At 70.3% G+C, this 21,720-nt stretch carries 21 protein-coding genes; 11 read left to right on the forward strand and 10 right to left on the reverse strand.

Features of this window, described 5'->3' with window-relative positions; translation table 11 throughout:
* Positions 1–108: 108 nt before the first annotated feature.
* Positions 109–324: a DUF397 domain-containing protein gene (locus tag ABZ815_RS13395; RefSeq protein WP_357697332.1), complete on the reverse strand. Its 216-nt coding sequence runs from the start codon at positions 322–324 to the stop codon at positions 109–111.
* A 179-nt stretch (positions 325–503) separates the two neighbouring features.
* Between ABZ815_RS13395 and ABZ815_RS13400 the strand changes: the two genes are divergently transcribed.
* Entirely contained in the window at positions 504–788 is a 285-nt protein-coding gene (locus tag ABZ815_RS13400; RefSeq protein ID WP_357697334.1) for a GntR family transcriptional regulator, read from the forward strand.
* A gap of 170 nt (positions 789–958) precedes the next feature.
* On the opposite strand, the gene ABZ815_RS13405 is transcribed toward ABZ815_RS13400, so the two are convergent.
* From ABZ815_RS13405 to ABZ815_RS13415, 3 genes are all read right to left on the reverse strand, one after another.
* A complete protein-coding gene (locus ABZ815_RS13405) occupies positions 959–1,153 on the reverse strand; it encodes a hypothetical protein (protein ID WP_357697336.1) in 195 nt (64 codons plus the stop codon).
* A 187-nt stretch (positions 1,154–1,340) separates the two neighbouring features.
* Positions 1,341–2,501: a hypothetical protein gene (locus tag ABZ815_RS13410; protein ID WP_357697338.1), complete on the reverse strand. Its 1,161-nt coding sequence runs from the start codon at positions 2,499–2,501 to the stop codon at positions 1,341–1,343.
* 197 nt (positions 2,502–2,698) lie between these two features.
* Positions 2,699–3,820: a hypothetical protein gene (locus tag ABZ815_RS13415; RefSeq protein ID WP_357697339.1), complete on the reverse strand. Its 1,122-nt coding sequence runs from the start codon at positions 3,818–3,820 to the stop codon at positions 2,699–2,701.
* A 346-nt stretch (positions 3,821–4,166) separates the two neighbouring features.
* Here ABZ815_RS13415 and ABZ815_RS13420 point away from each other — a divergent pair, with 346 nt between their 5' ends.
* The 5 genes from ABZ815_RS13420 (at position 4,167) to ABZ815_RS13440 (ending at position 9,177) form a co-directional block, all read left to right on the forward strand.
* A complete protein-coding gene (locus ABZ815_RS13420; RefSeq protein ID WP_357697341.1) occupies positions 4,167–4,409 on the forward strand; it encodes an SSI family serine proteinase inhibitor in 243 nt (80 codons plus the stop codon).
* 332 nt (positions 4,410–4,741) lie between these two features.
* Positions 4,742–6,181, forward strand: a complete 1,440-nt coding sequence (locus tag ABZ815_RS13425; protein ID WP_357697343.1) for an acetyl-CoA synthetase — start codon at positions 4,742–4,744, stop codon at positions 6,179–6,181.
* A gap of 129 nt (positions 6,182–6,310) precedes the next feature.
* A complete protein-coding gene (locus tag ABZ815_RS13430) occupies positions 6,311–7,186 on the forward strand; it encodes a hypothetical protein (RefSeq protein ID WP_357697345.1) in 876 nt (291 codons plus the stop codon).
* Between the two features lie 101 nt (positions 7,187–7,287).
* Entirely contained in the window at positions 7,288–8,244 is a 957-nt protein-coding gene (locus ABZ815_RS13435) for a zinc-binding dehydrogenase (RefSeq protein ID WP_357697347.1), read from the forward strand.
* A gap of 75 nt (positions 8,245–8,319) precedes the next feature.
* On the forward strand, positions 8,320–9,177 hold the full coding sequence (locus ABZ815_RS13440; RefSeq protein WP_357697349.1) for an oxygenase MpaB family protein: 858 nt from the start codon (positions 8,320–8,322) through the stop codon (positions 9,175–9,177).
* 48 nt (positions 9,178–9,225) lie between these two features.
* Here ABZ815_RS13440 and ABZ815_RS13445 read toward each other — a convergent pair whose 3' ends face one another.
* The 5 genes from ABZ815_RS13445 to ABZ815_RS13465 all read right to left on the reverse strand — a co-directional run bounded on the left by ABZ815_RS13445 (position 9,226) and on the right by ABZ815_RS13465 (position 15,611).
* Positions 9,226–9,954: a PadR family transcriptional regulator gene (locus ABZ815_RS13445; protein WP_357697351.1), complete on the reverse strand. Its 729-nt coding sequence runs from the start codon at positions 9,952–9,954 to the stop codon at positions 9,226–9,228.
* Positions 9,951–10,754: a DUF4097 family beta strand repeat-containing protein gene (locus ABZ815_RS13450; protein ID WP_357697353.1), complete on the reverse strand. Its 804-nt coding sequence runs from the start codon at positions 10,752–10,754 to the stop codon at positions 9,951–9,953. Before ABZ815_RS13450 ends, ABZ815_RS13445 begins: the two co-directional genes overlap by 4 nt.
* Before the next feature lie 99 nt (positions 10,755–10,853).
* A complete protein-coding gene (locus ABZ815_RS13455) occupies positions 10,854–11,033 on the reverse strand; it encodes a DUF6104 family protein (protein WP_352323532.1) in 180 nt (59 codons plus the stop codon).
* Positions 11,034–11,123: 90 nt separating this feature from the next.
* Positions 11,124–14,762 (reverse strand): multifunctional oxoglutarate decarboxylase/oxoglutarate dehydrogenase thiamine pyrophosphate-binding subunit/dihydrolipoyllysine-residue succinyltransferase subunit, encoded by a 3,639-nt coding sequence (locus ABZ815_RS13460; RefSeq protein ID WP_357697355.1) that lies wholly within the window; start codon positions 14,760–14,762, stop codon positions 11,124–11,126.
* A gap of 204 nt (positions 14,763–14,966) precedes the next feature.
* Positions 14,967–15,611 (reverse strand): phenylalanine--tRNA ligase beta subunit-related protein, encoded by a 645-nt coding sequence (locus ABZ815_RS13465; RefSeq protein ID WP_357697357.1) that lies wholly within the window; start codon positions 15,609–15,611, stop codon positions 14,967–14,969.
* A 75-nt stretch (positions 15,612–15,686) separates the two neighbouring features.
* Between ABZ815_RS13465 and ABZ815_RS13470 the strand changes: the two genes are divergently transcribed.
* Together ABZ815_RS13470 and ABZ815_RS13475 are read left to right on the forward strand one after the other, a co-directional pair.
* Positions 15,687–16,265: a helix-turn-helix domain-containing protein gene (locus tag ABZ815_RS13470; RefSeq protein WP_357697359.1), complete on the forward strand. Its 579-nt coding sequence runs from the start codon at positions 15,687–15,689 to the stop codon at positions 16,263–16,265.
* Positions 16,262–17,551: an MFS transporter gene (locus ABZ815_RS13475; protein ID WP_357697361.1), complete on the forward strand. Its 1,290-nt coding sequence runs from the start codon at positions 16,262–16,264 to the stop codon at positions 17,549–17,551. The genes ABZ815_RS13470 and ABZ815_RS13475 overlap by 4 nt, the downstream gene beginning before the upstream one ends.
* Here the strand turns inward: ABZ815_RS13475 and ABZ815_RS13480 are convergent.
* Positions 17,499–18,344, reverse strand: coding sequence for a glutathione S-transferase C-terminal domain-containing protein (locus ABZ815_RS13480; RefSeq protein ID WP_357697363.1), 846 nt, complete (start codon positions 18,342–18,344; stop codon positions 17,499–17,501). The genes ABZ815_RS13475 and ABZ815_RS13480 overlap by 53 nt on opposite strands.
* Before the next feature lie 46 nt (positions 18,345–18,390).
* On the opposite strand from ABZ815_RS13480, the gene ABZ815_RS13485 reads away from it, so the two are divergent.
* The 3 genes from ABZ815_RS13485 (at position 18,391) to ABZ815_RS13495 (ending at position 21,713) form a co-directional block, all read left to right on the forward strand.
* On the forward strand, positions 18,391–19,449 hold the full coding sequence (locus ABZ815_RS13485) for an MBL fold metallo-hydrolase (RefSeq protein WP_357697365.1): 1,059 nt from the start codon (positions 18,391–18,393) through the stop codon (positions 19,447–19,449).
* 55 nt (positions 19,450–19,504) lie between these two features.
* Complete coding sequence (locus ABZ815_RS13490; protein WP_357697367.1) at positions 19,505–20,377, forward strand: SDR family oxidoreductase; 873 nt, start codon at positions 19,505–19,507, stop codon at positions 20,375–20,377.
* 178 nt (positions 20,378–20,555) lie between these two features.
* Complete coding sequence (locus ABZ815_RS13495) at positions 20,556–21,713, forward strand: ROK family transcriptional regulator (RefSeq protein WP_357697369.1); 1,158 nt, start codon at positions 20,556–20,558, stop codon at positions 21,711–21,713.
* The last annotated feature ends 7 nt before the right edge of the window (positions 21,714–21,720 follow it).

Here is a 21,720-nt window from a genome sequence, read left to right on the forward strand (position 1 = left end):
GCGCCCGCGCCCCCGTCGTGGGGGCCCGCGCGTTGGGTCCCCCCCCCCGGGGGCGGGCCCGGCCCCGGCGGGCCCCCCCGGGGGGGCCCGGCCCGTCTCGGGTCTTGGCTAGATGGTGGCGATCCCGGCGGCGCGAAGCTCGGTACCGGTGAAGCGGAGCGTCCCGGCGTCCGGGTTCTTCGAGTCACGGAGCGCGTAGGCGTCCTCGATGCCGGGAATCGGGGCGATCAGGACGCAGGTCTCCAAGTGCTCTTCCTGTTGATTGCCGCCGCACAGTTGGGTGAAGGGCACGCCGTCGAGGCTGCCGCCATACAGGTCGGTCATGCTGCTTCCTTTCGTCAGGGCCGTCGGGGCGAGGAGGGACACGCTCATGGAGCTCGTCGTCATCGCGGCCCGCGGGGGAGCGGTCGAGGATACAAGCAGTAGACATGATAAGACCTCTCCATACCTTGGAGGAGGTAGTCGCTCGTACTCGTAGGTTCCCCGCCCATTAGCGTTTCCGCATGGCCTTGCAGGATAAAAGTGACCGCATCGATCACGTCGGGCCAGACCTGGTGTGGCGGCAGCTCGCCGAGGACGTCGAGAGCGACATCGCCGCCGGGGTGCTCGCTCCGAACGCCAAGATGCCGACCGAGTTGGAGCTGGCGAGCCAGTATGGCGTCAGTCGAGTGACCGTTCGGCGCGCGGTCAAGGATCTGGCGGAGCGCGGCCTGCTGGTCGTCGTCCATGGGCGGGGGACGTTCGTGTCCCGCGCCTCCGCGCCTGGGGCGCCGGGTACAAGCGCTTGACTTGATGCTCTTGCGGGCGCAGGCATTCTGGGCGCCCATGCGCCGGTGTCGGCGTCGGCGGGTGACCGCGTCACCGTCCGCTGGTCATGGGCCCGGCCCTGCGTCCGGGGCGGACGGCCGGGTCGTTCTCTTCGGCGGCGTCCGGGAGAGCCCTGTGGCTTTGTCCGTGGTCACCAGCTGCGGACGCGGGGGCGGCGGCGCATACGTTCCAGCATCGCTTCGTTGAAGGCGGCGGACACGGAATCGAACTCGCCGTTCTCGACCGCCCGGTCGACGTACGCCTTGACGTGAGGGTCGAGGGTGATCGTGACCTCTGGGCCCGGCAAGGCGGGAGCGGTGGTGGTCTCGCGGTGATCCTCGGTCATACCGACATCTTGCGCCACAAGCGCCGGCGAATCACGTCCCGAAGCGCTTCCGATTCGAGAGGTGGCGCAAGGGCCTGAGCATGTGGGCGCGGCGCGCCCTCTTCGGTGAGGGGGGATTGGTGTGGACACAAGTGAGGGCCCCGGCGGCAAGGAGCAACGCCGGGACCCTCTTTCCCCTGGTGAGGGCTTACTTGTACAGCTCGCCGTTCGGGCCCACGATCTTCCCCGACGGGAAGTTGGTGGCTGCCTTGTAAACGGCCGCCGTCTCACCGTCGAAGTAAGGCGACGTGATGTAGTCGATGCGGTCGTTGCCGTCCTGGTCCGCGAAGGTGCTGGTGACACCGTTCACGTAGCCGAGGCGCTTGGCGTTGTTGTAGTTGAGCAGCCACGGCCCACCGTCGTACCCGGGGGTGACGGCGCACTTCAGGCCGACGTGCTCCTCGATCTTGAGCCAGGACGCGCCCACGGTCTTGGCCGTGGTCTTGCCGTAGCAGTTCTTCGGCGTCACACCGCTGTACGGCTTGTTGCCGTCGGGGTGCGGGGCCGCCGGGTAGCCGAAGGTGCGGACGAACTTGCCCGTCGGCTGGTTCCAGGCGAAGCCCTGGCCGCCCACGGCGTCGCCGAGCCGGCCGGCGTCCTTGGACAGCAGGATGTAGTAGTGGCCGCCCCAGGAGCGCTTCGGGCCGCTGAAGCTGTCGTAGTCCTTGCGGTCCACCTGCTTCACGCCGTCGAACTGGATGCCGTTGTAGACGGTCACGAACGCGTAGTCGCGGTCGTAGTCCTCGTAGTTGTCGAAGTCGTAGTGGGTGAAGGCCTGCTTGCCCACGTAGATGCCCCACGGAGCCTTGCCCTGGTAGTAGCCGGGGACGAAGACCCAGTTGGACAGCGTGTCGCTGTTGCTGTCCGTGTCGTACACGCAGTGGCCGGCGGTCGCCACCAGGTTGCGGTTGCCCGACTGGATGGACGTGGCCGAGCACCAGCGGAACTTGCCGGAGCCGTCGACGAAGAAGACCTTGCCGATGCTCTTGGGGAGGTTCACGTTCTGGGAGGCGCCGGCCTTCTGGGCGCCGGTGGGCGCGGTCATGCCGGGACGGCCGTCGGGGTCGTAGCCGCCCTTGGAGACGACCTTCCGCACTTCCTTGGAGTCCCAGGTGTACTGGGTGGCCTGGCGGAGCGCGGCGCCGTTCGAGGCGATCCAGAAGGAGGCGATCGAGGCGGCCTGCGAGTTGCTGCCGGCCATCGGGTCGTTGGAGACGTCGCCGTCGGCCTGGGCGGTGGCGGAGAGCCCGGCGGCGAGGAGACCGGTCGCCAGGACCGCGCCGCCGACGGGGAGGAGGATTCGCTTCAAGGTATCTCCAGGTTGCGCTGACAGGAGGCGCCTCTTGCACCCCATAACTCAGCAAACGGACGACCCGGAACCTATAACGCTGACAGTGCTTATGAAAATTTTAGGAAGATCGTGTCAGCGCTCCCAAGTGCCCCGTTACCGTGTCGAGATCAACGGATGGGCTGATCACCAGCAGTGATCACACCGTTTCATGTGACTTACGCCACATTTCCCGGTGTGGTGATCGCGGCGGCGCGTCGGTAGACCTCCGCGGTGGTCGTGTCGAAGTACGGCGACGACACCGCGTCGTAGGCCCCCTTGGCGTCCCTGTTCCAAGTCAGGCTGTTGACGCCGTTCAGGCTGCCGAGCCTGCGGGTGGCGTCGTAGTCGACCAGCCAGGGGCCGCCGCTGGCGCCGGGGCTGAAGTCGCACGGCTGCAGTCGCACGCCCTTCTGCAGGTCGAGCGCGGGGGCCACGGTCCAGTACGTGACGCCGCCCTGGCACGTCCGCAACGTCTTGCCGTCGAACGGGCGGGTGCCGTCGGGCTGCGCGCCGGCCGGGAAGCCGAAGGCGGCCACGGTGTAGGCGGCCGGCTTCTTGTTGATCTCCATACCCTGGGCGCCCACGTTGTCCTGGAGCCTGCCGACGTCCTTCATCGAGTACGTGCCGTCCTTGGCCTGCTCCCAGACGAACCCGCGGTGCACGGTCACGAAGGCGTAGTCGTAGTCGTAGTCGCCCTTGCCGGGCCAGTCCTCGTGCAGGCTGAGCGCGGCGCCCACGTAGATCCCGTCGGGCGTCTCGCCGTTGGGGCCGGGGTTGGGGACGAAGATCCAGTATTCGGCGGCCTTGGCCTGCCGGGAGTCGTACGCGCAGTGCCCGGCCGTGGCCACGACGCTGCGGTTTCTGGACGCGACCGCGCTGGCCGAGCACCAGTACTCCTTGGTGCCGAACCGGAAGAAGACCTTGCCCATGGTCTTGGCGGCGCCGCCCTGCCTGGGAAGCACGGGCACCACGTCCTGCGTCGCGGACGTCCGCCGCGCCGTCGTGGCGGGCGAGATCGGGCCGGAGACCGCGCCGGCCGAGGACGTCGGGGCGGCCTGGGCGCCCGGCGTGGCGGGGCTGTAGTTGTCGGCCTGCTTGAGCCGGTCGGGCCGCCAGTAGTCGGCGACCTTCCTCATGTCGGTGGCGGTCCTGGCCAGCGTGACGCCGAAGACCTTGCTGGCCGACGCGCTCGTCCACGCGCTCGCCGGCGCGGCGTTCGCGATCCCCGTGAAGGCAGGCAGCAGCAGCAGCGCGCCGCCCAGGGCGGCCGCTGCCAGTTGCCTGGCCCGGGAGATCATGAAATGCCTTTCTTAGGGTCGTAAGGGTGGATTTTTCCAGATCAACTGCCTGTATTGCAGCCCGGATAGAGATTCGTTACCTGATCAAGAGTGCACCGTGTGCGATAAGGACACCATCAGCCGATCCCTCCCGATACGTCTAAATGATCACGCGTGTCGGTCGTTGCCGCAGGTCAGAGGGGTGATAGAGGCTTCGCGTATGCACCGAATTCTCGCCATCGCCGCGCTTTCCTGTGTGGCATTCGCGGCCGCTCCAGTGGCGTACGCCACGACCGGTCCGTCCGATGTCCAGACGTCGCACAAGGACCAAAGGCTTTTCCGGATCAGTGTGGGAGATCGTCAGGGCGTGCTGCAGTGCACGCCTGGCCGGGTCGCCCCGGGGCAGGTCGCCGCCTGCGCCGCTCTCGAACAGGTGCACGGGAACCCGGCCAAGTTGACCGGCCGTCCGGGCGTCTCCTGCACCGCCGACTACGAGCCGGTGGACGTACGGGCGTGGGGCGTCTGGGACGGCGACCGCTACCGCTACTCGCAGACGTTCCCCAACGCCTGCGCGCTCGCCGTCGCCACGGGACCGGTCTTCCGCGTCTGAACCAGACCCCTGAAGGGGCCGTGGGACGCGAAACGGCGGGGGAGGGCCCCCGGATCCCGCCCGAGGAGGATCCGGGGCCTCGACCGACGGGCCGGATCGCGTCCTGTCGCCGGTCTGCGGGTGGGTCAGGAAAACGTCGAGAACGCTGATGAATGGCGCAACCCGTCGGCCAGGAAGGAACGAGAAAAAGCGGGCACCGGTTCGGTCCCGTTACGAAAAGAAGGCGTTCTCCCAGGTCAGAGTGGCGGTAATTAGCCTGCGGCAATACCGGTAACGCTGATTATCAAACGCCGACACTTATCAACCGAATGTTGTTCTGGTTGGATGTGCGCATGGATCCACGCACCCCTTGTCTCATCGGCATCGCCCAACGGACCATTCGCGATCAGCCCGGCCCCGAACCGCTCGACCTGTGGGAGTCGGTCGCCCGCGAGGCGGCCGAGGACGCCCGGCTCCCCCTCGGACGGCTCGACTCGATCCAGGTCGTGTACACCGACTCCTGGCAGTACGACTCCCCGACCGGGCGGCTGGCCGAGCGCCTGGGCGCCACCCCGCGCCACGAGTCCTACTCCAAGGTCAGCGGCACGGCTCCGCAGCTCCTCGTCGGCGAGGCCGCGGCCCGGATCGCAGCGGGCGAGCTGGACTGCGCACTGATCACCGGGGCCGAGGCGCTGGCCACCCGGCGGGCCTACCGGCAGGCGGGCGAGCACGTGCCGTGGAGCCATGCCGCCGACCCCAAGCCGCCCTACGGCTGGGAACGTCCGCCGCACCCCGCCGAGCTGGCGCACGAGCTGTTCCTGCCGGTGCACACGTACGCGATCATGGAGACCGCGCGGCGGGCGGCGGCCGGGATGACGGTCGAGGAGGAGATGCTCGACCGTGGACGGATGATGGCGCCGATGACCGAGGTGGCCGCGGCCAACCCGTACGCGTGGCGGCGGTCCGTGCGCACGCCCGAGGAACTGGTGAAGGGCAACAGGTTCGTCGGCTGGCCGTACACCAGGAACACCGTGGCCGTCATGGAGGTCGACCAGGCGGCGGCCGTCGTCCTGGCCTCCGCGGAGCTGGCCGACCGCCTCGGGGTGCCGGACGAGCGGCGGGTCCACCTGCGCGGCTGGGCGTACGCGGAGGACACCTGGGAGGTGGCGGCCCGGCCCGCGCTCGGCTCCTCGCAGGCGATCGGGGCCGCCGCGGAGGCCGCCTTCCGCCGCGCCGGGCTCGGCCTCGGCGACATGGACGCCCTCGACCTGTACAGCTGCTTCGCCGTCGCGCTGCGGCAGGCGTGCGACGCGATCGGGCTCGACCCGTTCGACCGGCGCGGCCTGACGGTCACCGGCGGCCTGCCGTACGCCGGCGGCCCGTCCAGCGACTACGTGCTGCACTCGACGGCCACGATGGCCGGGCTGCTGCGCGCGCGGCCGGGGCACGGGCTGGTGACCGGCGTGGGGATGCACCTGACGAAGCACACGTACGCGGTGTGGTCCAGCGAGCCGGGAGGGCTCCTGGGGGACGCCACGCCGGTGTTCACGGCGTCCGGGGTGCCGGTGGTGGACGCGTACGCCGGCCCTGCCGCCGTGGCCGGGTACACGGTCGCGCACGGCCGGGACGGCGGGCCGGAGAAGGGCATCCTCGTCGTGGACCTGCCGGACGGCGGGCGGGCGCACGCGCACGTGCTGGAGCCGGAGCTGCTGGCCGACGCCATGTCCAGGGAGCTGGTGGGGCAGCGGGTCGAGCTGGTCACCGACGGCAGGCTCAACATCGCCACCTGGTGAGCCCGGGAGGTTGTGAAGTTGTGACCTCGGACGGCGACTTCGCCGGGTCCGAGGGCTTGCGCGGGTGGAGGTCGCTCAACTGAACTGGGAGTGAAGGGCGCAACCCGCACTAACCCGGCGAGGCACGTCGTGTCCGACCAGTTCGACGTCATCGAGGCAGGTGGGCGTGGCCGCCGCCGATGGATCGGGCTGGCGTCGGTAGTGGCCCTGCTGGTGATCCCGGCCGTCAGCCTGCTGCTCAGCCGCGACCCGCAGCCGCCGCCGGCGCCGTCCGCCACCGCGCCCATCCGGTCCCTCACGACGATCGACAACGGCCCCAGCACCTTGCGGATCCCGGCCAGGACCAAGGGACGGGACGAGATCATCGACGTCGTCTTCCCCGACGGGCTGAAGGCCGAGGTGCGCTATCCGGCCGACCTCGACCTCAACGAGCTGGGGGTGCGGCCGTTCCAGGGGGCGTGGATAGACGGGCAGTTCCGGCAGTTCGGCGTGCCGTACAACGGGGTCGCCGAGGTGACCGGCGGCGGCCGGCCGATCAGGAGCTACGGCCCCGGCGTCACCCTGTGGCCGCGTCAGCCCGGCGGGGGGAGCGGGCAGGTGCTGCTGTTCTCGTTCGGACGGTGGCGGGTGGCGATGCAGGACCGGGGCGAGGGGCTGACCTTCGACCAGCGCACGGCCCTGGCGCGGGAGCTGCGCGGGAAGGTGACCAGGGACGGCTACCTCGTGCTGTCGGGCAAGGGGTCGGTGCGGCTGGCCGGGCCGGGGGCCACGGTGCAGGGGGATCCGGCCGGGCCGCAGCTCTGGTTCGGCGGGGGAGTGCGGGAGATGGTCGTGCTGGTGCCCACGCCCGACTGCGCGGAGAAGGCCCGGCTGCCGAAGGTGATCGAGGGGCGCGGGCGTCCGGGCGAGTGGACGTGCCGGGGGGACGTGGAGGTCGCCGTCGCCGGCTCCGAGGACTTCAGACGCCGCGCCCTGGCGGGGATCCGGGTGAAGGTCGGGCGGTGACAGGCGGGCCAGGGGGTCCGGGTGAAGGTCGAACGCCGGCAAGGCGTCGCGCGGCGGGGCGGTGCCGTGGGTGGCGGTGGGCCGGTTAGTAAGGTGCGGCCATGTTCGCCGTAACCGCCACACAGACCGATCCCGACAATCCGCTCGCCGGGCTGACGCTCGGTGAGCACCCCGACCCCGAGGCGCCCGACGGCTGGACGACCGTCTCCGTACGCGCCGCCGCCCTCAACCACCACGACCTGTGGACGCTCAAGGGCGTGGGCATCAGGAAGGACCGCCTGCCGATCGTGCTCGGCTGCGACGCCGCCGGCGTGGACGAGGACGGCAACGACGTCATCGTGCACGCGGTCATCGGCACGGGCGCGGACGAGACGCTCGACCCCAGGCGCTCCCTGCTGTCGGAGGTGTACGACGGGACGTTCGCCGAGCGGGTGGCCGTGCCGCGGCGCAACCTCGTGCCCAAGCCGGCCGCGCTCAGCTTCGAGGAGGCCGCCTGCCTGCCGACGGCCTGGCTGACCGCCTACCGCATGCTGTTCGACAAGGCGGGGCTCGAACCGGGCTCGACCGTGCTGGTGCAGGGGGCCGGCGGCGGCGTCGCCACCGCGCTCGTCGCGCTCGGCCGGGCGGGCGGCTTCCGGGTCTGGGCGACCAGCCGCTCGGAGGAGAAGCGTGAGCGGGCCCGCGAACTCGGCGCCGACCAGGTCTTCGAGACCGGCGCGCGGCTGCCCGAGCGGGTGGACGCGGTCATGGAGACCGTCGGCCAGGCCACCTGGGACCATTCGCTCAAGTCGCTCAGGCCGGGCGGCCGCATCGTGGTCTCCGGGGCCACCAGCGGCGCGGTCCCGCCCGCCGACCTCAACCGTGTCTTCTTCCTGCAGCTCTCGGTGGTCGGCACCACCATGGGCACGCGCGACCAGCTCCAGCGGCTGGCGGTGTTCCTGGAGCAGACCGGCGTGCGGCCGGTGATCGACCGCACGCTGCCGATGGCCGAGGCCCGCGACGGCTTCGCCGCCATGGCCGAAGGGGAGATCTTCGGAAAGATCGTCTTTACCGGCTGAATAAGTGAAGGGTTACTTGTCCGCCTTCCGGGTGATACACGAAGAATGAGGCCGTATCACCCTGGAGGCGTCACCATGGACGTGGAGCCGTTCGGCCCGGGTTCGATGCACTGGGAGACCGCGGGCGAATACCGCAACCTGCTCGTGGCCGGCAGCGCGCTGGTCCTGCAGACCATGCATCCGGCGGTCGGCGCGGCCGTGGCGCAGCACTCGACGTACAAGGACGACCCGTGGGGGCGGCTCAACCGCACGCTCGCCTCCGTCCAGAAGTGGGTCTACGGCGGGGAGGGCGGCCTGGCCGAGGGGCGGCGGCTGCGCGAGCTGCACCGGTCCATCAGCGGCGTGGACGAGCACGGCCGCGCCTACCACGCCCTGAACGGCGAGGCGTGGGCCTGGGTGCACCTGTCGCTGTTCGAGCGGTTCGTCACGCTCAACCGCTACTTCGGCACCCCGTACACCGAGGAGCAGCAACGCCGCATGTACGCCGAGTCGCGCCGGCTCGGCGCGATCCTGCACGTGCCGGAGCGGGAGATGCCGGCGGATCTGGAGGCGTTCTGGCGCTACTTCGACATGATGATCGCCGAGCGGCTGGAGCCGCACCCGACCGCGCTGGAGGTGCTCGCCGTGATGCGCGGCACGCCCGCCCCGCCCGGCCTGCCGAGGCCGCTGCGCCGCCTGTGGACGCCGGTGGGGCTGGGGTCGGGGGAGTTCAACCACTTCGTCACCGTCGGCACCCTGCCGCCGGCCGCCCGCAGGAAGCTCGGCCTGCGCTGGACGGCCCGGGACGAGCGGCGGCTGCGGCACCTCGGGCACGCGGTGGCGATGCTGACCGCGCGCCTGCCCGAGCGGTTGCGCTACATGCCGGTCGCCTACCACGCCCGCAGGGCGGCCCGCGGCCTCGAACGCCCGGCACGCTCACTGCGCTCCGCCTGACGACGCCTCACCGGCGGCCAGGCAGGCTCAGCGGCGGCCAGTGGCGGCTCAGCGTTCGAGGATGTCGCGGATGCGGGCGGACGCCTCGTCGAGCACGGCGTGCAGCTCGGCCAGCTTCTGCGTGGTCAGGGCGGCGTCGGCGGCCTCCGTACGGGCCTGGGCCACGAAGTCGGCCAGCAGCTCGCCCAGCTCGCTGTCGAGCTCGATGCGGCGCACGGTGTCGCCGCCGAGCGTGGTCCAGATGTCCGACCAGATCCGGCGCCACTCGCCGGCCAGCCGGTCGCTCTCCACCTGCCACTGGCTGGCGTGCGCCATCCACTGCCGCTTCTGCTGCTCCTTGAGCTGTTTGAGGTCTTCGGCCCGGGTCTTGGCGCTGTCGCGGGTGCCGGTGCGGACGTCCTTGGCCATCCGGGTCAGCTCGTCGCGCAGCGACTTCACCGTGTCGCGGACGTCCTCCTTGACCTCGCGGGCGATGTCGCGCACCGAGGCGGAGATCTCCTGCTCAAGGTCGTCGAGCTCGTCGAGCCGGGCGTTGAGCTCCTCGCGGCCCTTGTCGGTGATGGAGAAGACCTTCTTGCCGTCGACGACCTCGTGCGTGACCAGGCCCTCCTCCTCCAGGCGGGCCAGGCGCGGGTAGATCGTGCCGGGGGAGGGCGAGTAGACGCCGAGGAAGCGGTCCTGGAGCAGCCGGATGACCTCGTAGCCGTGCCGCGGGCTCTCCTCCAGCAGCTTGAGCAGGTACAGCCGGAGCCGGCCGTGACCGAAGACAGGGCTCATTCCTTCTCTCCCTTGAGCAACGCGACCTCGCCCGAGACGGTGTACGCCGACAGTGAGGCCATGCCGCCGCCCAGCCGCCCGGACAGCGTCTTGGAGCCGGGGCTGTTGGCCGCCGACAGCCCGTCGAACGTCGAGCTCAGCCGGCCGGAGGTGGACCTCATGCTGACGTCGGACTCGGCGTTCTCCGGCACCCGCACCAGGATGGCACCCGAGACGCTGTTGAGCGTCACGTGACTCGTCGGCCGGAGCCTCAGGTCGGCGGTGATGCGGCCGGACACCGTGCTGGCCTTGAGCCGGCGCGGGCTGCCGTCGGCCAGCGTCAGCTCGCCCGAGACGGTCTTCAACGCCAGGTCGCCCTCCATGGCCCGGCTCTCGATCGAGCCGGAGACCGTCGTGGCGCTCACCTCGCCGCTCACGCCGTCGAGGACGACCTCGGAGGACACGCTCTTGACCCGGGTGGAACGCTCGAACCCGGCCAGCACCGTGGACGCCGAGACCACCTCGGTGCTCACCCTGCATCCCTTGGGCACGGTGAGGGTCAGGTTGGTCCTGCGCCGGTCGCGCCGCAGCCAGGTGAGCAGGCCGTCCAGGGTCAGGCCCTCGTAGGTGACGACCAGTTCCTTGGTCACCGCGTCGTAGCTGACCAGCAGCGGCGCGGCCGACTCGATCTCCGTCAGCTCCAGCGTGGGCGGGCCCTCGCTGGCCAGGACGGCCAGCCTGCCCGCGACGATCCGCACGTCAAGTGACTCCACCGGCCCGAACGTGAGCTGCTCAGGGGCCTCCAGCGTCCACTTCTCCATGAACGTATGCCTCCTCGACGAGTACGTCTGCTACGAGAACACGATATGTCGCGTTACTCGAAAACTCAAGATGTATCGCGTCTGGAGGGCTGGTTCGCGTCAGTCGTCGTCCTCGTCGTCGAGGCGGGCCAGCCAGGTGGCCAGCCGCTCGATCGGGGTCTCGAACTCGGGGTTGAGATCGACGAACTCGCGCAGCCGCTCGCCCAGCCAGAGCACGCTGACCTCTTCCTCGCCCCGCCGATCGACCAGCTCCTCGATGCCTCGATCGGTGAAGTACATGGGTTTCTCCTTCGTGCGGGCAGGGCCTCACCCCCACCGGTCAACACAGAAGCCCCCGGCCGGACGGCCGGGGGCTCACTGGCGGCCTGCTCAGCCGAAGAGCTGGTGGAGGATCTCCTCCAGCTCGGTGTCGTGCGAGTTGTGCGAACCCGTCGCAGGCGAGCTGTTCGGGGTGCGCGAGACGCGGCGGAGAGACCGGCCGCCGAGCGTCTGCGGGTCTTCGGCCAGCTTCAGCGTCAGGTAGGGCCACGGGCCCATGTTCACCGGCTCGTCCTGTGCCCACACCAGCTCGGCCTGCTGCCCGTAACGGGCCAGCTCGGCGGTGAGCTCCTCGGTCGGGAACGGGTAGAGCCGCTCAAGCCGGACGATCGCGACGTCGTCGCGGCCCGTCTTGTCACGCTGCGCGGCCAGGTCGTAGTAGAGCTTGCCCGAGACCAGGACGACCCGGGTGACCTTGGCCGGATCGACCGTGGTGTCGCCGATGACCGGCTGGAAGGTGCCGGTGGTGAAGTCGGACGCCTTCGACGTGGCCGCCTTGTGCCGCAGCAGCGACTTGGGCGTGAAGACCACCATCGGCTTGTGCCGGTTGGACTCCACCTGCCAGCGCAGCAGGTGGAAGTAGTTGGCCGGCGTGGACGGCTGCGCGACCGTCATGTTGTCGAGCGCGCAGACCTGCAGGAACCGTTCGATCCTGGCCGAGGAGTGGTCGGGGCCCTGACCCTCGAAGCCGTGCGGCAGCAGCAGCACGACCGACGACCGCTGACCCCACTTCTGCTCACCGGACGAGATGAACTCGTCGATGATCGTCTGGGCGCCGTTGACGAAGTCGCCGAACTGCGCCTCCCAGGCCACCAGGGCATCGGGACGCACGACGCTGTAGCCGTACTCGAAGCCGAGCGCCGCGAACTCGCTGAGCAGCGAGTCGTAGATGTAGAACTTCGTGGTGCCCTCGTTGAACTGCTTCAACGGGGTGTGGTCGGCGCCGGTCATCCGGTCGACCAGCACCGCGTGCCGCTGGGTGAACGTGCCGCGCCGGGAGTCCTGGCCGACCAGGCGCACCGGGTGGCCGTCGATCAGCAGCGAGCCGAACGCCAGCGTCTCGCCCATCGCCCAGTCGATCGAGTCGGTCTCGACCATCTGGCCGCGGCGCTGCAGCACCGGCGCCAGGCGCGGGTGCGGCGTGAAGCCGTCGGGCAGGTTGAGCTGGGTGTCGACGATGCGCTTGAGCGTCTCGTCGCTGATCGCCGTCGGCGTGTCGGCGTGGGACCACTTGACGACCTCGGCCGGGGGCACCCGCATGGCGGCCGCCTCCTTGGGCTTCTTGGCCGCCTCGCGCGTCTCGGTGAACGCCTGCTCCAGCTTGGCCTGGTAGTCGCGCAGCGCCGACTCGGCCTCCTCGACCGTGATGTCGCCCCGGCCGATCAGCGCCTCGGTGTAGAGCTTGCGGGTCGAGCGCTTGGCGTCGATCAGGTCGTACATCAGCGGCTGGGTGAAGGCGGGGTTGTCGCCCTCGTTGTGGCCGCGGCGGCGGTAGCAGATGAGGTCGATGACGACGTCCTTGCGGAACGCCTGGCGGTATTCGTAGGCCAGCTGGCCCACGCGCACCACGGCCTCGGGGTCGTCGCCGTTGACGTGGAAGATCGGCGCCTGGATCATCCGCGCGACGTCGGTCGCGTAGACCGACGAGCGGGAGGAGGCCGGCGAGGTGGTGAAGCCCACCTGGTTGTTGACCACCACGTGCACGGTGCCGCCGGTGCGGTAGCCGCGCAGCTGCGACAGGTTGAGCGTCTCGGCCACCACGCCCTGGCCGGCGAAGGCCGCGTCGCCGTGGACGAGGACGGGAAGGACGGTGAAGCCCTCCTCGCCGCGCTCCAGCAGGTCCTGCTTGGCGCGGACGACGCCCTCCAGCACCGGGTCGACCGCCTCCAGGTGGGAGGGGTTGGCCACCACGGACGCGGTGATCGTCTTGCCGCTGGGCGCGGTGAACTCGCCGCTCGCGCCCAGGTGGTACTTGACGTCGCCGGAGCCGTGGGCGGTGCGCGGGTCGATGTTGCCCTCGAACTCGCCGAAGATCTGCGCGTAGGACTTGCCCACGATGTTGGCCAGCACGTTGAGCCGGCCGCGGTGGGCCATGCCGATGACGACCTCGTCGAGGCCCTCGTCGGCGGCGTCGCTGATCACCGAGTCGAGCAGCGGGATCAGGGACTCGCCGCCCTCCAGCGAGAAGCGCTTCTGGCCGACGAACTTCGTCTGCAGGAACGTCTCGAACGCCTCGGCGGTGTTGAGCCGGGACAGGATGTTGAGCTGCTCGTCGCGCTCGGGAGAGGCGTGCGGCTTCTCCACCCGCGCCTGGATCCAGGCCCGCTCCTCGGGGTTCTGGATGTGCATGTACTCGATGCCGACCGTGCGGCAGTAGGAGTCGCGCAGCACGCCCAGGATCTCGCGGAGCTTCATCAGCGCACGGCCGCCGAAACCGCCGGTGGCGAACTCGCGCTCAAGGTCCCACAAGGTCAGCCCGTGGGACTGGATGTCCAGGTCGGGGTGCTTGCGCTGCTTGTACTCCAGCGGGTCGGTCTCGGCCATCAGGTGGCCGCGCACGCGGTAGGCGTGGATCAGCTCGATGACCCGGGCCGACTTGGCCACGTCGTCGTCGTGCGAGGCCGAGATGTCCTGGACCCAGCGCACCGGCTCGTACGGGATGCGCAGCGCCTCGAAGATCTCGTCGTAGAAGCCGTCCTCGCCGAGCAGCAGCCGGTGGATCTGGCGCAGGAAGTCGCCCGACTGGGCGCCCTGGATGATCCGGTGGTCGTAGGTGCTGGTCAGCGTCATGACCTTGGAGACGGCCAGGCGCGAGAGCGTGTCGGGCGAGGCGCCCTGGTACTCGGCCGGGTACTCCATCGCTCCGACGCCGATGATCGTGCCCTGGCCCGGCATCAGGCGCGGGACCGAGTGGACCGTGCCGATCGTGCCGGGGTTGGTCAGCGAGATCGTGGTGCCGGAGAAGTCGTCGACGCCCAGCTTGCCCGCGCGGGCCTTGCGGACGACCTCTTCGTAGGCCACCCAGAACTGGCGGAAGTCCATCTCCTCGGCGCCCTTGATCGAGGGCACGAGGAGCTGGCGCTCACCGTTGCTCTTCTGGACGTCGATCGCCAGGCCGAACCCGACGTGCTCGGGCTTGACCAGCGTCGGCTTGCCGTCGATCTCCGTGTAGGAGTGGTTCATCTCCGGCATCGCCTTCAGCGCCTTGACGATCGCGAAGCCGATCAGGTGCGTGAAGGAGATCTTGCCGCCACGCCCCCGCTTGAGGTGATTGTTGATCACGATGCGGTTGTCGATGAGCAGCTTGGCCGGGATGGCCCGGACGCTGGTCGCCGTCGGGACCGTCAGGGACAGGTCCATGTTGGCGGCCGTGCGTGCGGCGGCGCCGCGCAGCTTCACCTCCTCGGCGCCCTTGGGCACCGGGGTGGCCGGCTGCTTCGGCTTCTCAGCTGCCGGAGGCGCCTTCGGGGGCGCCTTGGGAGGAGCGGGCGCGGTCGCAGTGCCGTTCGCCGCCTCCCTGACCGGGGTACGGCCCGGCCCGCTATCAGGGTTGTAGTCAGCGAAGAAGTTCCACCAGGCCTTGTCGACAGACTCTGGATCTTGAAGGTACTTCTGGTACAGCTCGTCGACAAGCCACTCGTTCTGACCAAAGCTTGCCAGCGGGTTTGTCCGCGACGACTCAGACGACACGGCGGAAATCGCCCTCTTCCGCAGATCGGCGTTGATGTTAGAGAACCTGTCCAAGGCTACTCGCCCGGACCGGCAGCGCGCGCCGAAGAGCACGTGCCGCCCCGAACGATCCTCTCAGGACACGCCGAAGAGGTCACGCCCGCCTAGTCAATCCAGGGAGAGTCGCCATTGTTACTGTTTGGTATCAACGTGTGGCCGCCAGGTTTATTTCCCGCCGGGCACGATTCTGCTGGTGATCCGCACCCCGGGTGACAGCTGCGACAGCAGGTCCGCCAGCTCCTTCCCGGCCTGCTGGAGCTCCTCCATCGACATCGGCTCAAGGCGTTCGAGAAGGAAGATCGCGTTGGTGGTCTCCTCGGTGAGCCGGGTGCGCGCCACCTGACGCCAGTTCCACCGCCGGCAGGTCACGCCGGCGTCGTCGCGCCAGATCACCTCGCCGGGCTCGGGCTGCCCGAGCGCCTCCTCCGAGTGCTCGTCGCCGGTCGCCCGTACCAGCCGGGCCGGGCCCTGGTAGCGGTCGAGGTCCTCGCCGCCGATGGGCAGCGCGTGCTTGACGCTGATCGTGTTGTACGCGTCGACCACCCGGTTGATCTCCGGCAGCGGCATGCGCCGGGTCAGGGCGTCGACCGAGGGCCTGGTGCGCTGCGGCTTGGCGCCGAAGGCGCGGTAGGCGTCCTTCCAGGCGTCGATCTTGTCGCTCTGCACCTCGGCCTGCGACGCCTCGGCCAGCCAGGCGCGGGTGAGGTCGTCGGTGGGGCCGTTCCGCAGGTCGTGGGCCAGCATGACCAGGACGGCGAAGTCGGGGCGCAGGGCGAGGACGGCGTCGTCCACGCGGATGTCGTCGAGCATGCGCCCAGTTTAGAAGGCCGGGAAATTCGCAAAAATCACTTTGCAAAAAAGCCTTTGCGGTCTAGGGTCGTCCTCATGGAGGAGCAATACAAGATCAGTGACCCGCAGGTGCTCAAAGTGGTCGCCCATCCCCTGCGGGTGCGGCTGCTCGGGCTGCTGCGCAGCGACGGCCCGGCCACCGCCAGCGAGCTGGGGCGCAAGGTGGGGGAGAGCTCCGGCTCGACCAGCTACCACCTGCGCGAGCTGTTCAAGTACGGCTTCATCGAGGAGGACCCCGACCGGCGCGACGGGCGCGAACGCCGCTGGCGGGCCCGCCACCGCTACACCTCCTGGGACAACAGCGAGCTGTCCGGCACCGACGAGGGCCGCGAGGCGGTCCGGATCATGCGGATGCGCCAGGTCGAGACCCTCGCCCGCGTGGCCCAGGACCACGACGAGAGCCGCTGGTCCCCCGAGTGGGTGCGGGCGGCGGGCCTGAGCGACGACTTCGTCGAGCTGTCGCCGGCCGGGCTCAGGGAGTTCGACGAGCGGGTCGACGAGCTGCTCCGCGAGCTCGTGGCGCGTCACTGCGGAGATCCCGACGTCCGGCAGGTGCACATCTGGAGGGGCGGCTTCCCCCGCCCCGGTACCGAGGAAGAGGAGCAGGACCGATGACCGCTCGCTCCGCCCTGCGGCGCTACATGCTCGTCAGCTTCCTGACCTGGCTGCCGCCCGGGCTCATGGTCGCCTGCATGGTGCTGCTGATGACCGACAGGGGGCTCGGCCTGGCCGAGATCGGCCTGTCGGTGACCGTCTTCTCGGTCGTCACCGCGAGCCTGGAGCTGCCCACGGGCGGCCTGGCCGACGTCGTCGGGCGGCGGATGGTGCTGGCCTGCTCGGCGGTCTTCACCGCGGCGGGGCTCGCGCTGATGAGCGTCTCCACGGCGTTCTGGATGTTCGTGGTCAGCGGCGTGCTCAAGGGGGTGGCCAGGGCCCTGTCCAGCGGTCCGGCGACCTCCTGGTACGTCGACACCCTGCACGGGCTCGAAGGCGAGGGCGCCGACCTCAAGCCGGGCCTGGCGCGCGGCGGCGCGATGGAGTCGGCGGCCCTGTGCGTCGGCGTGCTGGTGGGCGGCGCGGTGCCGCTGCTGGTGCCGCCGGGGCTGATGACGCCGCTGGCCGTGCCGCCCCTGCTGGGGGCGGCGGCGGCCGTCGTGCTGCTGGTCGTGGTGGTGTTCGCGCTGCCGGAGCCGGCGCACGCGCGGCGGTCGCTGGGCGGCGTGCTGCGCGAGGTGCCCGCCACGGTGGTCTCCGGGATCCGGCTGGCGGCCGGGGGCGCGGTGCTGCGCCGCCTGATGCTCGCCGCCGCCGCGTCCGGCGTGCTGCTGATGACGATCGAGCTGCTGACCCCCGGGCGGCTGGCCGAGCTGGCCGGCACCGCCGAGCGCGGCAGCCTGGCCTACGCCGTCGTGGCCGCCCTGGGCTACGCCGCCAGCGCCACGGGCAGCGTGCTCGCCCCCCGCGTGGCGCGCCTGGCCGGGAGCTCGGCCCGGGGGGCCGCCGCGGGCGCGGTGCTCTGCGCGCTGTCGGTCGGCTCGCTGGCCGCCACCGCCGGGCTGGACGGCGTGCCGGGCCTGGTGACGGCCGGGCTGGCCTACCTCGTCATGTTCGCCGGGCTGTCGGTGACCGGGCTGCTCTGCCTGGAGATGCAGCACAACGCGGTGTCCGCCGCCGAGCGCACCACGGTCACCTCGACGTCCTCGCTGTCATTGCAGGCGGGTGGGGTGCTGGCCAACTCCACGCTCGGCCTGCTGGCCGCGCAGACGGGGGCGTCCGCCGCCTGGTGGGTGGCCTCGGGGGTGGTGCTGGCCTCGGCGCTGCTGTTCGCGGCGATGCCGAGGCCGGGGGTCACAGGCTCCAGTCGAGTTCCGGCCCTACCGGAACGATCCTGCTCGGGTTGATGTTCGTCTGGGTCAGGTAGTAGTGGCGCTTGATGTGGTCGAAGTCCGTGGTGTCGCGGAAGGCGGGGATGGCGTAGAGCCTGCGGGCGTACGCCCACAACGCCTGATAGTCCGTCAGCCGCCTGATCGAGCACTTGAAGTGGCCGTGGTAGACCGTGTCGAACCTGACCAGCGTGGTGAACAGCCGCACGTCGCTGTCGGTGAGCGTGTCGAACAGGAACTCCGACTCGGCCAGGCGCACCTCCAGCAGGTCGAGCGTGGTGAACACGCGTGTGACCGCGTCCTCGTACGCCTGCTGCCCGCGCGCGAAGCCGGCCTCGTAGACCGCGTTGTTGAGGCCGTGGTAGAGGCGGTCGTTCATGATGTCGATGTCCGGGCGCAGGCGTTCCGGGTACAGGTCGGGCGCGGTGCCCCACGACGTCTCCAGATCGAGGGTGATCTGTGGGAAGTCGTTGGTGACGATGCGTTCGTCCCGGGCGTCCCAGACGCAGGGCACGGTGTAGCGGCCCGTGTAGCCCGGTTCGGTGGCGTGGTAGAGCTCCGACAGGTACAGCGGGTCCCCGTCGGGGATCCGCCAGCCCTTGTCGTCGCGGACGGGGTCGACGATCGTGACGTCCAGCAGGTCCTCCAGGCGGAGCAGGGCGCGGACGATCAGCACGCGCTGTGCCCACGGGCAGGCGTAGGAGGCGTAGAGCCGGTAACGGCCGGGCTCGGGCGGTCCGAGCCGGTCGGTGAAGCGGTTCGGCTGCCGGACGAAGCGGCCATCGTCTGAGATCTCGCGGCTCAGCTTCATGACCCCTAGTAGAACATGATTCGGGACCAGAACTATATTCGGGGCCATGGCGAAGTTCGTGGTGACTCCTTCCAGCGTGGCGCAGCGTGAGGCATGGGTGAGTGGGGCGGTTCCCGAGGTCGAGCGGGTCCGGCCGGGATTGTGGTCGATCCCGGTGCCCATTCCGGTCAACCCGCTGCGGTACGTGCTCGTCTACGCCCTTGAACTGCCCGACGGCGTGGCGATCGTGGACGCGGGCTGGAACACCGACGAGGCGTACGACGCCCTCGCCGCCGGGCTGGCCGTGGCCGGTTACGGGATCGCCGACGTCAAGGCCGTCCTGGTCACCCACCTGCACCCCGACCACTACGGCCTGGCGGGGCGCGTCCGCGAGGCGTCGGGCGCCTGGATCGGGCTGCACCCGGCCGACGCGGGCCTCGTGCGCGAGCGGTACGACGACGACGCCATCGACTCGCTCGTCCAGCGCGAGCGGGCCCTGCTCCGGCGCTCCGGCGTGCCCGAGCTGAGCCTGGACGAGCTGGCCGGGGCCTCCATGATGATCAGGCACATGGTCACGATGGCCCGCCCCGACCGGCTGATCGAGGACGGCGAGGACCTCGGGCTGCCCGGCTGGGACCTGCGGGCCGTCTGGACCCCCGGGCACACGCCCGGCCACCTGTGCTTCCTCTCGCCGGGGCGCCGGCTGCTGCTGTCCGGCGACCACGTGCTGGCGAAGATCACGCCGATCGTGGCCGTGCACCCCCAGTCGGGCCCGGACCCGCTGGCCGACTACCTCGGCTCGCTGGCCGCCGTGCGCGACCTGGACGTGGACGAGGTGCTGCCCGGCCACGAGTACCGCTTCCTGGAGCTGGCCGGACGCGTCGACCACGTGCTGGCGCACCACGACGAGCGGCTGGCCGAGATCGACCGGGTCGTCGGCGAGGACGACGGCGTGACCTGCTGGGAGGTCGCCACCCGGCTGAGCTGGTCGCGGCCCTGGGAGACGATCCCGCCGTTCATGCGCCGCGCGGCCAACAACGAGACGCTGGCCCACCTGGTGTGGCTGGCCGGACGGGGCAGGGTACGCAGGGAGGAGGGCGAGCCCGAGCTCTGGAGACGCGCCTGAGCCGGTCGGTTATCGTACTCCTACCAGAATGTTGTTCTCTTGCTCTGGAGGTTCGATGCTTCGGTTCGATGACAGGGTCGCGATCATCACGGGCGCCGGGCACGGCCTCGGCAGGGCGCACGCGCTCCTGCTCGCCGAGCGGGGCGCCAAGGTCGTGGTCAACGACCTCGGCGGCGCCCTCGACGGCACCGGCGCCTCCACCGGCCCGGCGGCCGAGGTGGTCGAGCTCATCACCAAGAACGGCGGCCAGGCCGTCGCCAACGCCGACAACGTCGCCACCCCCGAGGGCGCGAGGGCGCTCGTGCAGACGGCCGTCGACGCGTTCGGCGGGGTCGACATCGTCGTCAACAACGCGGGCATCCTGCGCGACCGGTCGTTCGGGAAGATGACGGTCGAGGACTTCGACGGCGTGCTGGCCGTGCACGTACGCGGGTCGTACCTGGTCAGCCAGGCCGCGTACCCGCTGATGAAGGAGGCCGGGCACGGCTGGATCGTCAACACCTCCAGCCCGGCCGGCCTGTTCGGCAACTTCGGCCAGGCCAACTACTCTACGGCCAAGATGGGCCTGGTGGGCCTGACCAAGACGCTGGCCATCGAGGGCGCGCGCAACGGCATCAAGGCCAACGCCATCGCGCCGATCGCCTGGACCAGGATGACCGAGGCGCTGCTGCCGGCCGAGTTCGAGGCGAAGTTCACGCCCGAGCGGGTGAGCGCGCTGGTCGCCTACCTCGCGCACGACTCGTGCGAGTCGAGCGGAGAGGTGTTCACCGTCGGCGGCGGGCGGGTGGCCCGCGTGTTCGTGGCCGAGGGGCCGGGCTGGAAGACCGACGACCTCACGCCCGAGGCGATCGCCGACAACTGGGGGTCGGTGATGGCCGAGCAGCCGTACGTGCTGACGGCCGGCGACTCGATGAAGGCCATGCTCTAGCGCCCGCACCTGCCGGAAGCCGGTCACCGCCCGTCCGGGCGGCGGCCGGCTTCCGCGCGTTCGGGGAGGTTTCGGCGGGCGTCACATGGCAGGCTTTGTTCGATCTTCGGCATAAGTCTGGGAAGTTCGGTCGAATCAGACTCTTGATTTGCCGCATGAGTGATCTTATTGTTCCCGCATGACCCCCCAGCCGGGCTCGGCTGCCGACGTCCTGACGCTCATCAGCGCCGGATCGGCGACCACCCGTTCCGATCTCGCGCGCCTCACCGGACTGGCCAGATCCACGATCTCCCAGCGCGTCGACGCGCTCATCGAGCGCGGCCTCGTCGAGGAGACCGAGAGCGGCGAGTCCACCGGCGGCCGCCCGCCCCGCCAGCTCCGCCTGCACACCGAGCAGCACGCCTTCGCCGGCGTCGACCTGGGCGCCACCCACTGCCGGGTCGCGCTCATGGACCTGACCGGCGGCCTGCTGGCCGAATGCGAGGACCCGCTGGAGATCGGCGAGGGCCCCGAGAAGGTGCTCGCCCACGTCGACCAGCGGCTCGACCGGCTGCTCGCCGAGGTCGGACGCCCACGCGCCGCGCTGCGCGCGATGGGCATCGGCGTGCCCGGCCCGGTGGAGTTCGCCACCGGCCGCCCCAACAACCCGCCGATCATGCCCGGCTGGAACGACTACCCCGTCCCCGAGTACTTCGACGGCATCCAGGTGCTGGTCGACAACGACGTCAACGTCATGGCGCTCGGCGAGCACCGCAACGCCTTCGCCGGCACCAGCCACCTGCTGTTCGTCAAGGTCGGAACCGGCATCGGCTGCGGCATCGTGGCCGACGGCAAGCTCCACAGAGGGGCCCAGGGCTCGGCCGGCGACATCGGGCACATCCGCGTCAGCGGCCACGACGACGCCGGCTGCCGCTGCGGCAACAGCGCCTGCCTGGAGGCCGTGGCCGGCGGCGCCGCCATCGCCCGCCGGCTCGCCGAGCTCGGGCTGGCCGCCGAGAGCGGCGCCGACGTCGTCGCGCTCGTCCAGTCGGGCAACACCCAGGCGCTGCGGCTGGTCAGGGAGGCCGGCCGGCTCATCGGCGAGGTGCTGGCCGGGCTGGTCAACTTCTTCAACCCCGAGGTCATCGTCATCGGCGGCGCGCTGTCCCGCGTCCACGAACACCTGCTCGCCGGCATCAGGGAGACGATCTACCGCCGGTCGCTGCCGCTGGCCACCCACCACCTGTCCATCACCCCGAGCCGCACCGGGATCAACGCCGCCGCACTCGGCGCGGGCCTGCTCGCCATCGAGCACTACCTGTCACCGGACAACATCAACCGCATCGTCAACGCCTGAAGGGGAC

The sequence above is a fragment of the Nonomuraea sp. NPDC047529 genome (assembly GCF_040642995.1).
In the GTDB taxonomy this organism is placed as follows: domain Bacteria; phylum Actinomycetota; class Actinomycetes; order Streptosporangiales; family Streptosporangiaceae; genus Nonomuraea.